A 15,453-nucleotide genomic window follows, 5' to 3' on the forward strand; every position below is an offset into this window, starting at 1 on the left:
GATGGACGCAGTAGAGCACATCTTCTGGAAAAGCGAAAGATAAATCTTCGGTGAGCGCGGGCGATGTTGGGCGCCGTGCTGACGTTGATGGCGGCGCCGTATCGGCTCGAACGGTCCGCACCGGCCAGGAGCAGCCGTCGGGGCCGACGGGCCGGACGTCACCCGCGCGTCATCAGGCGATGCGTTCGGAGAGACCACGCAGCCAACCGACGGCTCATCGCTGGAGTTTCCTTCGCATCATCACGTGCGGTATGCCCGCATCGTCGAATGCTGATCCTTCCGCGCTGTACCCCAGTCGTTCATAGAATCCGCGTGTTGTGACTTGCGCCCCGAGAACGATCTCGTCTGCACCGCGGCGAGATGCGGTCGCAGCCGCAAACTCCATCAACTCCCTCCCAACGCCCCTTTTTCGCGATGATACCGATACCGCCATCCTGCCGATTTTCGCAGCGCGGTCATGAAGCAGGATGCGTAGCGTCCCTATGACGAGGCCATCCGAAAGCGCGGCAAGATGGATGGCGCGCCTATCGTCATCGTCGACTTCAAGTTCCTCAGGGCCTCCTTGCTCGACGACGAACACACGGCGTCGTAAGGCGTAAACCTCCGACATGAGCAGGTCTGTTGCTTGGACCTCGAAGATCGTACTCAATCCTGTCTCCTCGGACCGGAGCCGATGCATCCCATCGAACGCAAGCGGTAACCCTCTTTCCCTAACAATTGCACTGTCGACCTCGCCTCGTAGTTTCGGCGGCAGCGCACGAGCTCAGATGCGCCTGCGCGCTGCCAGCCGAATTTATTGTAATTGCACCAAACTCCCAAAACGATGCCTTTCCCGAACTGACGGTCGACGCGTTGTGCGTTCCAACATGTCCGTATTCACCGCCGAAGATATGATGGCCCGAGTTTCATCGAGTTTCGCGGAGAAGGCATGTAAGCTTCGCTATCCCCGACTCGGAGCGAACCGGACATGCCCGATCTTCACACACTCGCGCTGTTTTCCCTCGCGTGTCTGGCGCTGACCGTCACTCCGGGCCCTGACATGCTCCTGATCGCCAGCCGCAGCATCGCGCAGGGGCGGTCTGTCGGGTTTGCGACGCTGATGGGAATTCAGGCTGGGACCTATTGCCATGCGCTTGCTGCGGCCTTCGGCCTCTCCAGGCTGTTTCTACTGGTCCCCGTCGCCTATGACGCGGTTCGCTACGTGGGCGCCGCCTATCTCCTGTTTCTGGCGTGGCAGGCTTTGAGCTCGAATCGTCCGCTCGCGCCGGTCTCCGGCGAGAGCGACCGGCGCTCGACCTTGGCAGCTGTCCGGCAAGGGCTGGTGACGAACCTGCTCAATCCAAAAATGGCCCTGTTCGTTCTGGCGCTGTTCCCCCAGTTCGTCACGGCCGATGCCGGATCGGTCGGGCTCCAGATCATGACGCTCGCGACCGTGCTCAACGCTATCGGCCTCGTCGTGAATGGAGCCGTCATTGCTGTCGCGAGCCGCGTCGGCGCCAACATCTTCAGAGGTGGCCGCCTCGGCCGCTGGCCGCAATATCTGCTGGGAACGGTGTTCGGTGCGCTCGCCCTGCGGCTGGCGTTCGAGGGGAAACGCTAGTCGTCAGACATCCGCAACATTCGCTGAAGCGGGGACCCGACAGCCCCGGACGATCGTGTTGCGGAGCAGTCCGGCGCCGTCGCGGTCCTGACACCCGTCACGCCCGGTCAGCACAGAACCGAGGACGAGAACACGATTTCAGGCTCGACGAACCCGTATGCGATATGCGTTCATGATGGGGACGACAAGAGAGGGTCAGCATGACGATCGAGACTTGGCTCGCGTTTGCAGCGACGTCCATCATCCTCCTGGTGATCCCGGGGCCGACGGTTCTGCTGGTGGTCTCCTATGCGCTGGCCCAGGGGTGGCGAACCGCGCTGCCGACGGCCGTCGGCGTCGCGCTGGGCGACTTCACCGCCATGACCTTGTCCATGCTGGGCGTCGGTGCGTTGCTGGCGACCTCGGCGCTGCTGTTCACCGTGCTGAAATGGATCGGCGCGGCCTATCTCGTCTGGCTCGGGATCAAGCTGTGGCAGGCCAGCGGCGCGCTGAACGCCGTGCCGCGGACCGACAGGACCTCGGCGCTGAAGATGCTCGGTCACGCCTGGATCGTCACGGCGCTGAACCCGAAGAGCATCACCTTCTTCGTCGCGTTCCTGCCGCAGTTCCTCAGTCCGAACGGCAGCTTCCTCACGCAGATGGTGGTGTTCGAATCGACCTTCGTCGTGCTCGCCTTCGCCAATGCCGTTGGCTATGCGCTGATCGCCTCGCGCGCCCGCGCGCTCGTAGGGAGCGCGAAGGTGATCAGCATCTTCAACAAGGCGGGCGGCACCCTTCTGATCGGTGCGGGCGTCGCCGCCGCGGCGGCGCGGACGGCGCAGAACTGAACGGGCTGCGACCTTCGGCAGGGATTGTCGCCGGCCACATCGGCTGACAACGCCCGCGAGGCGTCGTCCAGGTTTCTGCAACGCGCAGGTCAGGCTATATTGCCGCCGTCACCTGTTATCGAGCAGGCTTTGCCATGGCCGACACACACCCATCCAGTCCCGAGCTCTGGCCGTCGATCCAGCACGAGGCCCGGCGCATCGCCGCGGCCGATCCCGTGTTCAGCCGCGCCCTGTCGGCTGCAATCCTCGACCATTCTGATCTCGGCAGTGCCGTCGCGCAGCAGATCGGCATCCGCCTCGGCAGCGGCGATGCCGCGCGCGCCCGATTTGCCGCGGTCGCGCGCGAGGCGTATGCCGCCGCGCCTGAGCTCGTCGAGGCGGCGGGTCGCGACCTCGGCGCGATCGCGACGCAGGATCCAGCGACGACAGCGCTGCTGCCGCCGCTGCTGAACTACAAAGGCTACATCGCGTTGCAGGCCTATCGCGTCTCGCACTGGCTCTGGAGCAACGGGCAACCCGACCTGGCGCTACTGCTGCAGGCGGACTCGTCAACATCCCTGCAGGTGAGCATCCATCCCTCGGCGCGGCTCGGGACCGCGGTGTTTCTCGATCATGCCACCGGCATCGTCATTGGCGCCCACAGCAGCATCGGCCACGACGTCACCATTCTGCAGAACGTTACGATCGGACGACACGACGCGCTGCCCGGCCGCGCCCCGCGGATCGGCCGCGGCGTGCTGCTCTCCTCGGGCGCGACCGTGCTGGGCGACGTCACGGTCGGCGACTTCGCCAAGATCGGCGCCGGTGCCGTCGTCACCACCGATGTGCCGGCCGGCTGCACCGCCGTGGGCACGCCGGCTCGCCTGACGAACTGCCCGGAGCAGCCGATCCCGACCTGACCACGACTCCTCGCGACTCCTGGGGCGGCCGGTTCTACAGCAATGTATCAAGCTTGCCCGCGGTGACGGAGATCAGGTCGCGGATCTTGTCGCACTCGGCCGCAAGCGATGCGAGGGCCGGATCCGACCTGATGCACCGATCCAGATTGTCGACCGCGCTTCGCCAAAGCTCCAATTCGCACCGCAGCCGTCCGACCTCGCTGGTTGCCACCGCATCGCGCAGCCGTTCTGCCTTCGCGCCGACGATCCGCAACGAGGCCCGAGCGGGAAATGCGAGGATATCGGCCACGGATCGCCCCGGTGAGAGTGGTGGAATTCGGCAAAGGGGCGACAGGCGCATGACGCGTCGGGCGGCGGCATCGCCTGCAACCGCGCGTCGGCGCTTTTCGATCCGGCCTCAAGCCGCGGCGCGCTCGGCCAGAGCCTGAGCTTCTGCCGCGGCACGCGCCATGCTGGACGACATCTCGCTCGTGACGGTGCTCTGCTCCTCGACGGCGGCGGCCGTCGACGTCACATACTCGCTGACGTTCTGGATCGCCTGCTTGATCGAGCCGAGAGACGTGACGACGCCCCCGGAGATATTGTTGAGACTGTCGATCTCGGTCGCGATCTTGTCGGTGGCGGTCTTCGCCTGGGTGGCCAGGTTCTTGACCTCGGATGCAACGACGGCAAAGCCCCTGCCCGCTTCGCCGGCCCTGGCGGACTCGATGGTGGCATTCAGCGCCAGCAGATTGATCTGGCCGGTGATGTTGTGGATCATCTCGACGATGCCGCTCATCGACTGAGCGGCATCGGAGAGCCGCTGCGCCTGCGCGTCGGCTGCGGTGACCCGGTCCACCGCGCCCATGGCGGTCTCGCGCGACTTCGTCATCGCTTCGGAAATCTCGCGCACGGACGCGTTGAGCTCCTCTGCGCCCGCCGCCACCGATTCCATCATGGCCCGCACGCGCTCGTTGCCCATGCGAACGAAGACCTGCCGGGTGACGTCGGTCGCATATTTGACCACCTTGAACGGCTTGCCGTTGAGGTCGAGGATCGGATTGTAGGAGGCCTGGATATAGACTTCCCTGCCGCCCTTGCCGATGCGCTTGTACTCGGCCGACTGGTACTGGCCGCGGTTCAGGCTCGTCCAGAAATCGCGATAGGCAGCGCTCTCCCGCTCGGACGCTTCGACGAACATGCTGTGATGCTTGCCCTGGATCTCGGCCAGGGTGTAGCCGAGCGCGCGAAGGAAGTTGTCGTTCGCGGTGATGATCGTGCCGTCCATGTTGAACTCGATCACCGCCTGGGACTTGCCGATGGCCTCGATCTGCCCGGCGAGGTCGACGTTCTTCAGCTTCTGCGCGGTGACATCGGTCGCGAACTTGACGACCCCGATCGGCCTGCCCGTCGCATCGAGCACCGGATTGTAGGTGGCGAGGATCCAAACTTCCTTGCCGCCCTTGCCGATGCGCTTGTATTCGCCGCCCTGGTATTCGCCGCGATTGAGCGCAGCCCAGAACTCGCGGTAGGCCGGGCTGTCGCGCAGCGCGGGTTCGACGAACATGCTGTGATGCTTGCCCTGGATCTCGTCGAGGCGGTAGCCCAGCGCATCGAGGAAATTCTTGTTGGCACTGACGATGGTGCCGTCGAGCTTGAACTCGATCATGGCCTGCGCGCGATCGATGGCGGCAAGCTTGGAGCCGTCGGCCATGCTGCGCAGCTTCTTCTCGGTGACGTCGGTCGCGAACTTGACGACCTTCACCGGCTTGCCGGCGCTGTCGAGGACGGGATTATAGGACGCCTCGATCCAGACTTCGCGACCGCCCTTGCCGATCCGCTTGAACTCGGCAGCCTTGAACTCACCCTGGCGCAGTGCGGCCCAGAACTCGCGGTAGGCGGCACTGTCGCGCTCGGAAGGATCCACGAACATGCTGTGGTTCCTACCCTGGATTTCCTGCAACTGATAGCCGACCGCGTTCAGGAAGTTCTGGTTGGCGGTGATGATCGTGCCATCGAGCTGGAATTCGATCACGGCCATCGCACGACTGATTGCTGCAAGCTGCGCTTCGGCGTCCGCGCGGCTATTCGATCGAAACAACAAGGTAACCTCCAGATGATGAGTTCGTTTGCAGGTGATCGGCGACGGTGACGGTTGCCCATGCGACCGACGACATGTCTGCGCAAAGATTGATGCAACTTGTTCCACTCTCGTTAAAGCGCGTTGAGAAATCCGGTTTTTCCGTAGTTCTACCGTTGTGGCATGATGTCAGACATACAATGACGCCGCGCGGAAGCTGCGCTGCGGCGCCCCAACATCAAAGGTGAAGCGTACGATGCTGCATCCAGAGATCGCGGGCGGAAGGATCCGGCGATCCGCACTGACAGGGCGGACCGCCGCTCCCGTCATATTCATTTTGCAGGCGCACCCGGTCGGAAAGATTGCCGCAGCCCATCTCGTTGGCCCTTGGGCGCGTCAGGTCGGGATCGCTGTAGGCGCCGATCAGCGGATCGCCGCCGCGGGAGCGGACCTGGAACGTGCAGCAGATATCGCCGCGTCGACGACCAGGCTGACGTCATGGTGCCGGAGATGCTGGTTGGCGCCCTCGATATGGTCGCACAGCCACGAGCGGGCGGACGGCGGCGCGGATCACCCGGCGCCATCCTGAAATGATAGATGATCAACTGGCTCCGTCCACCCAACCTGCATCGATCAGGCATTCCTCAGGAGATGTGCGCCTGCGACCAGACGTTTTCCATCTTCACCGCGTCGAGCGCGGCCGCCGGCTCATCGATGCAATACGGCTTCGACAGGATGCGGACGTCCCGCGGCGCCGGTGATGGTGTCACGCAGAGTCTGATGCTCCAATTCGGCATCGAGCTCGGCGCCGATCAGGATCACGATGGCGGAGATCCAGATCCAGGTCATGAAGCCGATGGCGGCGCCGAGCGAGCCGTAGGTCGCGTTGAAGCTGCCGAAATTGGCCGCATACCAGGAGAACAGCGCCGAGCCTGCGAGCCACAGCACCGCTGCCAGCGCGCCGCCCCAGCTGATCCAGCGCCATCTGGGCTCCTCGCGGTCCGGCCCGTAGCGGTAGATCAGAGCCAGTCCGAGCGCGACGCAGATGAAGATGACCGGCCAGCGGCCGATCCGCAACACCAGGTCGCCGGCCTCGGACATGCCGAGATAGTTCAGCAGCACCGGGAGCACGACGACGGCTCCGATCGCGAGCAGCGCGAACAGGATCGCGCCTCCGGTGAACAGCAGCGAAATCGCGTTCAGCTTGATGAAGCCACGCCTCTCCGGCTCGCGATAGACGACGTTGAGCGTATCGAATAGCGACTTCATCGCGGCATTGGCGCTCCATAGCGAGATCGCGAGGCTGACCAGGAAAGTGATGCCGAGCGCCTGAGTGCCGTTGGCGGAGACGCGCGTCAACTGGTCGCGCGCGATGTCGATGGCGCCGCCCGGCATCACGCCCTGCAACTGCTCCAGATGTCCGGTGATCCTGGCCGGATCGGAAAACAGGCCGTAGATTGCCACCAGCGCGGCCAGCGCCGGAAAGATCGCCAGCAGGGTGTAGAATGTCATGCCTGCGGCGAGCGCAACGATCCTGTGCTCGGTGACGTTCTCGTACACCCGGAACAAGACGTCCTTCCAGCTGCGCGCGGGAATCTCCGAGGGCGAACGCGCCAACCGGCCGTGTCCATCGTCGACCCTGCTCGCGCGTCCCGTGCGCCCGGCCTGTTCGGGCCGCTGATCGAAATAGTGGATCAGGAACGCGAACCCGAGCAGAGCCAGCATCCCGCCGGTGCCAGGTGGGCGCGGGCTGCTCGCGAAGACGCTCGGGGAGTCGCGATGGGCGGCGTCTGACGTCCTGGATCGGCGAAACATGGGATCGGTCCATCACTAGCGGCGAAAAAGGCAACCGGGGCGGTGGACGAATGTTCCGGCATCACGCCATGACGCGCGTTGCCGAGCTCCGCGACGGTGGGGCTGCCTCAGATCTTCAAGAGGCCAACTCGGGCAAGCGCCAACATGCAGATATTTTCGTTCGTCGGTGAACGCGAAGCTGCGACGCCGACACAACAGTTAATGTTGCGCGTGAGGAACGGGCCTGCGCACCGTCGCGTTGCAACGGTACCTTTCAACGCAAGGATAAACGCATGCGCCGCCTGCTGTTTGCTTCGCTGTCTGCCACCGCCGTCCTCGCGGGCTTCGCCGCGATCTCGCCCGCCTCCGCCGCGCAGGACCGCTACTGCCTGCAAGGCAGGATCTGGGGCTATCCGGGCAACTGCCAATTCTCCACCTATCGCCAGTGCCTGGCTGCGGCCTCCGGCACCGATGCCGGCTGCGGTATCAACCCCACCTACGCCTATGCCCGGCAGCGCGGCTACGACCGACGCTATTGAGCGCGGGTCATTGCATCAGCCTCTCGCGCGGTGGACGGGCAGCGCCATCGATCGAGACATGGCTGCGATCGGAAGTTGGCTGCGATTGAAACATGGCTGGCGGCGACATCTCTGGCCGCCACGCCCCCTGGCCCTGCTCTATTGCGTCGCGCAATGGCACCATGATCCGTTAGCTGTTGCGGCAACTCCCATCTGAGGCCGGCAGCCGCGCGTCCTCTCCTCCTCCGCCGCTCCGTGCGCGGAACATTGCGCCTCGCTGTCGCTTATACGGCGACCAATGTCGAACCGGAGGAGGACCATCATGGACGGACTGATTTATCTCGTGGGGTTGATCGTGGTCATCATGGCCGTTCTGTCGTTCTTCGGCCTGCGCTGAGACGGCATCATGGCCATGGAAACCGCGCCGGTCGTCACGTCACCCGTTGCAAGCGCGACGGCCGATAGCTGGACCCTGCAATGGACGCCGGTCGTTGCAGGAGCCATCACCGCCGCTGCGGTCTCTTCGATCCTGATCGGCTTTGCCATGTCGGTCGGCCTCGGTGTCAGCTCCACTGCGCCGACATGGCGCGACGCCTCGGTGGCGCTCTGGCTCCTGTCAGGACTGTATCTGGTGCTGCAGGCGCTGATCAGCTTCGGCTGCGGCGGCTACATGGCGGGCCGCCTGCGCGCGCCGCACGGGCTTGCCGAAAGCGAAGAGATCGAAAAGCGCGACGGTCTGCACGGCGTCGCAGCCTGGGCGCTGGCGGTCGTGCTCGGCGCCACCCTGGCCGTGCTCGGCGCGTCCACGGCGACACGGACCAATCCGCTCACTGCGCCGGCGACGGCCAATGAGCCGTCGGTCCTGAGCTATGAGCTCGACCATCTGTTCCGCGCGCCGCGGCGGGCGCCCAGCCCGGATCTCGCACCCGCGCGTAGCGAAGCCGGACGCATCCTGCTCACGGCGTCGAGCCACAATGGCGTCAGCCCGGAGGATCGCGGCTATCTCGTGCAGATGGTCAGCGGCACGACCGGTCTCGCTGCTCCCGATGCCGAGCGGCGGGTGGATAGCGTGATCGCACAAGCCAAGAGCGCGATCTCGCGCACGCGCGCCGGCACCGTCATCCTGGCGTTCTCGGTTGCCACCGCGCTGCTGCTCGGCGCCGTCGCAGCCTGGGCGGCCGCGGAGAGCGGTGGCCGTCACCGCGACGGCAAGCCTGTCACCGGATGGATGCTGCACGCCAACCGCTTCAGCCGGCGGCGCGACATGTGGCGCCGGCCGATGTCGATGCCGGAATAGAGCACGTCATGAACCGCAAGTGGCCCGGCCCATCGCCGGGCCGCTTCGCATGGCACCGCCGCCGCGAAAGAAGCGTGCAATTCAGGCGAGCCGCAGAATCATCAGGTTCGCGTCGCCGCCATAGCTGCCGGTCGGATCGGTGGCGGCGGCTGCCTTGTCGACTGCAAATCCTTGCCTCTCCCAGAATTGCGTCGAGCCGTTGACGGCGATCAGCGACAGCGACGTCAGGCCGAGCGCACGCGCGTGTCGGATCAGCTCCTCAACGATCACTGTCGCCGAGCCGCTGCCGCGGACCTCGGGCAGCAAGGCGAGATCGTGGATGTAGTAGGTCGATGCGGGCGACGGAATGCTTCCGATCAGCACGTTCAAGGCCGGCGGCCGGCCGAGCTGCCAGGGATGGCTGAGCACATAGCCGGCGATCCCGGCGCCAGCCGCGAGCAGCACGCGGCATCCATCGGGGTGGAGACGCAGGCGCTCCGCGAAAACACGCCTGTCCTCGGGATAGTTCGGGTGCAGGCGGGCCGCGATCCCATCGACATCAGCAAGATCGCCTGGCGCCATTGCACGCCAACTCATGCGGCCCGCGCCGGGCTGGTTCTCACTCACTCGTCCTTGCTCACTTGTCGTTGCTCACTTGGCGAGCGCCAGCCAGCGCTCGCCGGCCGACAGCGCTGCCGGCCACAGCGCCTCCGTCGGCTGCCCGCGATGCAGCGCCTTGCCGACCTCACAGATCGACATGAAGGCCGCCGAGCGCGCCTCCTCCACCTCGAGCGGCTGCTCCGCGCTCGGGCTGCGGACCAGGCCCATCAGGCCGTTCAACGTCTGCAGGGCCGCTTCCGGCGGGCTCGCCTCCGCCGCCCTCAGCGCAGCCACGATCTGCTGCGCCTTTTCCGATTCGGTCATCACGTCGGTCATCGTCGCTTCGTTCGCCCGTGCCTCACGGGAGAACGCTAGCAGCCGGACGAAGGTCGGGCAATGCTTGGGCAGACGGCGCCCCAATGCCGAACGCGCAGCGCCGACGTGCTCCTCAGCTCAACCCTGCCGATGACGTTGGTGTCGATGACGCGCCGGATGTCCAAGAGGTTCTGATCGTGAGGGCGTAGAAGCCGATCGGCGGCGCGCCGCCGCGGGTCCATTTCGCCCCGCTCGACCGAGAGCTCAGGGAGTGCGTGCATCCCCTCCGAGTGCCCGAGCCAGCACGCTGCCAAGCATGCCGGCCTGCGCAGCGCTCCCGCGCCAGGCCACGATCTGATCGGGACGGATCAACGCGAGGTCGGCCTCGTAGAGATCGCGCAAGGCCAGCGGCAAGGTGACGATCTCGACGTCGGCACGCAGCGGCCCCATGGCCTCACGGAGTTGATCCTCATCGAGGTCGCTGCCCTCACGGCGCAGCAGCGTCCATTCGAAGCCGAAGCGGTCGTACAGCGAGATACCTTGCTCCAGCCAGGCATGCGGCGCGCGGCCGCCGGGACAAGCGCTCGGCACGTAGACGTTGGCCGCATCCGGCGGCGGCCGAGTGCCGTCGGGGACGATGATCGGTGAGCCGTCGTAGCGGCCGCCGAAAGTGATGCCGGGGATGTTGAACTCGGCGCGCGCATGCCGATCGAGATAGGCGCTGGCGATGCGCCGAGCCTCGTCGCCGGCCGCTGTCGCGTCCTCGATCTCGGGCACCGCGGCAAACAGGCCGAGCGAATCCGCAAATCGGCGCGCGTAGTCGGTGTTGCGCAGCGCCACCGGACGGCGCTCGGCCTCGTAGCTGTCGAGCAGCGAGACGGGGCTCGTTCCCTTGACGACGCTCGCGAGCTTCCAGCCCAGATTGACCGCGTCCTCGATCGCGGTGTTGTGGCCGAGTCCGCCGGTCGGCGTGAACAGATGCGCCGCATCACCGCCAAGCAAGACCCGGCCGCGCTGCATGCTCTCGGCGACCAGCGCATGACCCGCGGTCCAGGTGAGGTGCGACAGCACCTCGCAGGGAATGGGCGCACCGCAGGCACGCTGGAACGCTGTCCTTGCGTCCTCGGCAGTGATCGCGCGTTCGTCCTCGCCCGGCCGCAGCTGGGTGTGGAAGGCAAACTCGTCGCGGCCGTTCACCGCGGCCATGAAGGCGCGACGGTCACGGTTGAAGCAGACATACATCCAGGCCCGCGCATGCGGGACGCTGGCGTAGAACTCCGACGAGCGCAGATAGACCGCGAGCATGCGGCCGCCCATGAAATCGCGCTCTATTCCCGTCGTTCCGCCATAGGAGATTCCGAGCGATTGTCGCACCCGGGAGCGCGGACCGTCGGCGCCGATCAGGAAATCAGCCACGACCTCGCAGCGCGCACCGTCGCTGACACGCTCGACTTCGGCGGCAATGCCGCCGTCATCGGCGACGTAACCGATCAACCGATGCCCGTAGTGCAGCTGAATGCCTGCAAGCCGCGCTGCGTGCCGACGCAGGATCGCCTCGACGAACTTCTGCGACACCCGATGCGGCAGCTCGGCCGCGCTCCATGAGCCGGACAGACCCTTCACCAGTTCCGTCGCGCGTGCTGCGGACGGCAATTGAAAACGTGCCAGCTCATGCGCCGTGTAGCGCGTGAAATAGGCGACGTCAGTCGGATAGTCCGCGGGCAGGCCGGCGCGCCGGACCTCGTCGGCGAAGCCGAGCCGGCGGAAATGCTCCATCGTCCGCGCCTGCGTCGCGTTGGCCTGCGGGTTGAAGGCCGTTCCCGGCTTCTCGTCGACCAGGATTGCGGACACGCCGCGGCGGCCAAGCTCGTTGGCCAGCATCAGCCCGCACGGCCCGCCGCCCACGATCAGCACCGAGGCGCTCAGACGTTCGATCACGGCGCTTCTCCTCGCAATGGAGGAAGGCTACCGCGCCCCGCAAAATAGTCAAGCAACCTGACTATCTGGCGTCGCTGAGCGTATCGAAGCGGGCGCCGTAGGCCTGCAATCCCTGCAGGATCGCGTCCATCGCCGCCTTGCCGAGCTCCTTGCGCATCTCGGCTTCGGCCACATCGACGGCATCGCCAAACGCCTCCAGCCATTTCAGTCCGGCCGGCGTGAAGCGGACGAGGCGCGCGCGCCGGTCGCTCGGATCGGCCTCGCGCGACACCAGCCCCAGCTCGGCGCATTGATCGACCAGTTCGCCCATCGCCTGCTTGCTCATCGAGGCCCGCCGCGCGAGCTCGGTCAGCCGCGTGCCCTCGACGTCGAGATTGCGCGTGAGGCTGATATGAGCGATCCGCGTTTCGCCGTGACCGCTCTCCGCCATCAGCTGGAGAACCCGGGATTCGAACCGGCGCACCGCATTGTTGAGCAACCGGCCGACATTGGCGTGCCGCCAGGCCGTTCCGGTTCGTCCCGCAAGCGGCGCCGTGCGTGGAGATCGCGCTGTCATGTCGGGAACACCTCGCTTCATCGAGCTACGCTGGACCAGGGTAGCAGGCGCAAGGTGACATCGGGAAAAGCGTGAGTTGTCACGCCAAGAAATGGTCGGAGCGGCAGGATTCGAACCTGCGACCCCTGCGTCCCGAACGCAGTGTGCATCTTCTAAGCTATTGATCTTTCTTGTATGGCCGCTGTTTCCATTCCGCTTTGTTCACGGTCGTTTCACCCAATTCATTGCGATTTCGTTGCGGTCTTCCTGACCGAGAACGACTCAGAAAGTGTCCGTATTGCCTCCTGGCCGGCAGGGTTCGGTAAGCCGAGAATAATTCCGGGTTCTCCCCGCACTCTGGAGCAGCGGAATCAAAAGCTGCGGGTGTCCGCTGTAAAATCTGACCTGCCCTTAAGAATCTCCTCCAGAACGATTTAGAGTCCGACCTGACGAAGGACGGACAGATGAAGCGGAAGCGGTTCACGGAAGAGCAGATCATCGCGGTTGTGAAGGAGCATGAGGCCGGCGCAAAGACGGCGGATCTGGCTCGCAAGCACGGGATATCGGAAGCGACGTTCTACAATTGGAAGGCTAAATTCGGCGGCATGGACGTCTCCGAAGCCAAGCGTCTGAAGGCGCTCGAGGATGAGAACGCCAAGCTGAAGAAGCTGCTGGCCGAGCAGATGCTCGATGCGGCGGCGATGCGGGAGCTGCTCTCAAAAAAATGGTAGGGCCTGCCGCCAAACGCGCCGCGGCGGCGCACCTGCAGGCCAAGCTCGGCCTGTCGGAACGGCGGGCCTGTTCGATCGTCGGGGCGGACCGGACGATGGTCCGCTACCGGTCCCGCCGGCCATCAGACACCGAGCTTCGGAGCCGCTTGCGTGAGCTCGCCAGCGAGCGGCGGCGCTTCGGCTATCGACGGCTGTTCATTCTCTTGCGGCGCGAAGGCGAGTCGTCCGGGATCAATCGCATCCACCGGCTCTACCGGGAGGAAGGGCTTGCGGTGCGCAAGCGCCGCACCCGCCGCAAGGCCTGTGGCGTCCGCGTGCCGATCCTGGTGGAAGCGAAGCCGAATGCGCGCTGGTCGCTGGACTTCGTGTCAGATCAGTTCGCAGGCGGGCGGCGCTTCCGCATCCTCAACATCGTCGATGACGTCACCAAGGAATGCGTGGGAGCAATTGCCGACACTTCGCTCTCGGGGCGGCGGGTGGCGCGGGAGCTGACCTCGATCATCGCCCGGCGCGGCAAACCTGGCTCGATCGTCTCGGACAACGGCACCGAGTTCACCAGCAACGCAGTGCTGGCTTGGTGCAAGGATAACGCGATCGACTGGCACTTCATCGCGCCGGGCAAGCCGCTCCAGAACGCCTTCGTCGAGAGCTTCAACGGCCGGATGCGCGACGAGTTCTTGAACGAGACGCTGTTCTTCGGCCTCGACGACACCAGGCGCAGGCTCGCCGCTTGGGTCACCGACTACAACAACGAGCGGCCGCACTCCTCGCTGAGATACCAGACCCCCCTGGCCTATGCCGCCAACCTCACCGCAACGGGCGATCGGCTGCGCAACCCCGACCAGCTCCGCCAATCGCCCGTTGCTCCACCCGCGCCACTCGGCGTACAACCCATCAGGACTCTAAATGCTACTGGATGAAACTTCGGTGGCAGGTCAAATCAACGCCAATTCTGAATATGGCGCGGAGTTTAGCCCTAGGAGTTTCAATAGGTTATCGGATGATTCAGAAGGCCAATCTCCCGCCGCGCCGAACGTCAAATCCCTCGCTTTCAAATGTAGAGACCCATATCAAGAATGCGGCGGAGCGGTGTTCGCTAAAGTGTAAACCGCCTAGGAACGGAAGCGCGCGGGCCGTTCATTGCGAGCTAGAATCTCCACCCCTCTTTAGCTCAGTGAACTTAGCCGCCATTGTTGGGTTTCCTCTCGTGAGCCTTTTGATCGTGACGTCTTGGGCCTTGTCATTTGCTAGGCGAAGGTTGCGATCCGTCCCTAGCAGAGCCTCTTTGGTCTTCTGCAAGTGATCGATCGACTTGTCGATTTCCTCGATGGCGGTCTGAAAACGTCTCGAGGCAAGCTCGTAGTTTTTCCCAAACGCGGCTTTGAACGAATCGAGCTCTGTTTCGAAGTTTGTGATGTCAATATTCTGCGCCTTAACAAGTGCGAGCTCCGACTTGTACTTCAGCGCATTCATGGCTGCGTTGCGCAGTACCGTGATGATCGGAAGAAAGAACTGCGGCCGAACGACGTACATTTTCGGGTACCGATGGGCCATATCAACGATGCCAGTGTTATACAGCTCGCTGTCTGGCTCCAGCAGAGACACCAAGACCGCATACTCGCACGCTTTTGTAGTTCGATCCCTGTCTAGCTCCTTTAGGAAGTCCTCATTCTTGCTCTTGGTTGAAGTACGATCGCTCTCGTTCTTCATCTCAAACATGATTGATACAATTTCGGTGCCCCCCTCATCGAGGTCACGGAATATGTAATCCCCTTTGCTGCCGCTCCGGGCATCATTGTCTTTTTCGAAATAAGCCCTCGGGAAAGCAGTTGCCCTGATGCGGTTAAACTCGGTCTCGCAGTGCTGTTCGAGAGTCTCGCCAACCATCTTGGTAGATAATCTAGCCTTAAGATCGCGAAGTCGCTCAATCGCCTCGTCGCGATCCTTGATCTGCGTCTCGTACTTATCTTTTAATGATTTTTCAGCGAGCTGCTTCTCCAGCGCCAACTGATCGAGATTGCTTTTGTATTGGTCTCGCTCTTTCTCGGCTGCGATGACCGCCTCGGTTATTGCAAGCTTGCGCTCCATCTCGCCTGCATCGAGTTTCGCCTTGAGCTCCTGAATAGCGACATCCTTATCGGCAGCAATCTTGGTCTCGGCAAGTTGACCAGCATTCTTTGTTTTTTCCAGTTCGCTGGCGAGCTCGTCGCGCTGCTTCTCCACTTTCTTCAGCGCTTCGGTTACTGCAAGCTTGCGCTCTATCTCACCTGCATCGAGTTTGGCCTTGAGCTCCTGAATAACGACGTCTTTGTCGGCAGCAATCTTGATCTCGGCAAGCTGAACAGCATTCTTTGTTTCTTC

At 64.0% G+C, this 15,453-nt stretch carries 15 protein-coding genes; 6 read left to right on the plus strand and 9 right to left on the minus strand.

Annotated elements, in window-relative coordinates; translation table 11 throughout:
* Positions 1-214 precede the first annotated feature (214 nt).
* Positions 215-649: a GNAT family N-acetyltransferase gene (locus QW868_RS28425; RefSeq protein WP_316232063.1), complete on the minus strand. Its 435-nt coding sequence runs from the start codon at positions 647-649 to the stop codon at positions 215-217.
* 318 nt (positions 650-967) lie between these two features.
* Between QW868_RS28425 and QW868_RS28430 the strand changes: the two genes are divergently transcribed.
* The 3 genes from QW868_RS28430 to QW868_RS28440 all read left to right on the plus strand — a co-directional run bounded on the left by QW868_RS28430 (position 968) and on the right by QW868_RS28440 (position 3,326).
* Complete coding sequence (locus QW868_RS28430) at positions 968-1,600, plus strand: LysE family translocator (RefSeq protein ID WP_316232064.1); 633 nt, start codon at positions 968-970, stop codon at positions 1,598-1,600.
* 200 nt (positions 1,601-1,800) lie between these two features.
* Positions 1,801-2,427 (plus strand): LysE family translocator, encoded by a 627-nt coding sequence (locus QW868_RS28435; RefSeq protein WP_316232065.1) that lies wholly within the window; start codon positions 1,801-1,803, stop codon positions 2,425-2,427.
* Between the two features lie 134 nt (positions 2,428-2,561).
* Complete coding sequence (locus QW868_RS28440) at positions 2,562-3,326, plus strand: serine O-acetyltransferase (RefSeq protein WP_315782473.1); 765 nt, start codon at positions 2,562-2,564, stop codon at positions 3,324-3,326.
* Positions 3,327-3,360: 34 nt separating this feature from the next.
* Here the strand turns inward: QW868_RS28440 and QW868_RS28445 are convergent, their stop codons facing one another.
* From QW868_RS28445 to QW868_RS28455, 3 genes are all read right to left on the minus strand, one after another.
* Positions 3,361-3,615, minus strand: a complete 255-nt coding sequence (locus tag QW868_RS28445; RefSeq protein ID WP_315782471.1) for a hypothetical protein — start codon at positions 3,613-3,615, stop codon at positions 3,361-3,363.
* A gap of 108 nt (positions 3,616-3,723) precedes the next feature.
* Positions 3,724-5,409: a PAS domain-containing methyl-accepting chemotaxis protein gene (locus tag QW868_RS28450; RefSeq protein WP_316232066.1), complete on the minus strand. Its 1,686-nt coding sequence runs from the start codon at positions 5,407-5,409 to the stop codon at positions 3,724-3,726.
* A 684-nt stretch (positions 5,410-6,093) separates the two neighbouring features.
* A complete protein-coding gene (locus tag QW868_RS28455; RefSeq protein ID WP_315740174.1) occupies positions 6,094-7,110 on the minus strand; it encodes a YihY/virulence factor BrkB family protein in 1,017 nt (338 codons plus the stop codon).
* Between the two features lie 362 nt (positions 7,111-7,472).
* Between QW868_RS28455 and QW868_RS28460 the strand changes: the two genes are divergently transcribed.
* Together QW868_RS28460 and QW868_RS28465 are read left to right on the plus strand one after the other, a co-directional pair.
* Entirely contained in the window at positions 7,473-7,718 is a 246-nt protein-coding gene (locus QW868_RS28460) for a DUF3551 domain-containing protein (RefSeq protein ID WP_315773929.1), read from the plus strand.
* 385 nt (positions 7,719-8,103) lie between these two features.
* Positions 8,104-8,994, plus strand: coding sequence for a hypothetical protein (locus QW868_RS28465; protein ID WP_315796882.1), 891 nt, complete (start codon positions 8,104-8,106; stop codon positions 8,992-8,994).
* An 81-nt stretch (positions 8,995-9,075) separates the two neighbouring features.
* On the opposite strand, the gene QW868_RS28470 is transcribed toward QW868_RS28465, so the two are convergent.
* The 4 genes from QW868_RS28470 to QW868_RS28485 all read right to left on the minus strand — a co-directional run bounded on the left by QW868_RS28470 (position 9,076) and on the right by QW868_RS28485 (position 12,382).
* Complete coding sequence (locus QW868_RS28470; protein ID WP_316176808.1) at positions 9,076-9,570, minus strand: GNAT family N-acetyltransferase; 495 nt, start codon at positions 9,568-9,570, stop codon at positions 9,076-9,078.
* Positions 9,571-9,624: 54 nt separating this feature from the next.
* Positions 9,625-9,897 carry a hypothetical protein gene (locus tag QW868_RS28475; protein WP_315740183.1) on the minus strand — a complete coding sequence of 91 codons (273 nt, stop codon included), beginning with the start codon at positions 9,895-9,897 and terminating at the stop codon, positions 9,625-9,627.
* A gap of 255 nt (positions 9,898-10,152) precedes the next feature.
* Complete coding sequence (locus QW868_RS28480) at positions 10,153-11,826, minus strand: FAD-dependent oxidoreductase (RefSeq protein WP_316232067.1); 1,674 nt, start codon at positions 11,824-11,826, stop codon at positions 10,153-10,155.
* Between the two features lie 61 nt (positions 11,827-11,887).
* On the minus strand, positions 11,888-12,382 hold the full coding sequence (locus QW868_RS28485) for a MarR family winged helix-turn-helix transcriptional regulator (protein ID WP_316176810.1): 495 nt from the start codon (positions 12,380-12,382) through the stop codon (positions 11,888-11,890).
* Positions 12,383-12,825: 443 nt separating this feature from the next.
* Between QW868_RS28485 and QW868_RS28490 the strand changes: the two genes are divergently transcribed.
* Positions 12,826-14,012 (plus strand): IS3 family transposase gene (locus QW868_RS28490; protein ID WP_409998461.1). Its coding sequence is split into 2 segments (ribosomal slippage): positions 12,826-13,087 and positions 13,087-14,012, totalling 1,188 coding nucleotides; the frame shifts between segments, so codons are not numbered across the junction.
* Positions 14,013-14,229: 217 nt separating this feature from the next.
* On the opposite strand, the gene QW868_RS28495 is transcribed toward QW868_RS28490, so the two are convergent.
* Positions 14,230-15,453: DUF2130 domain-containing protein (locus tag QW868_RS28495; RefSeq protein ID WP_316232068.1), on the minus strand; the 1,224-nt coding region annotated here is incomplete at its 5' end.

Origin of the sequence: Bradyrhizobium sp. SZCCHNR1051, assembly GCF_032489615.1 — a bacterium.
GTDB lineage: Bacteria > Pseudomonadota > Alphaproteobacteria > Rhizobiales > Xanthobacteraceae > Bradyrhizobium.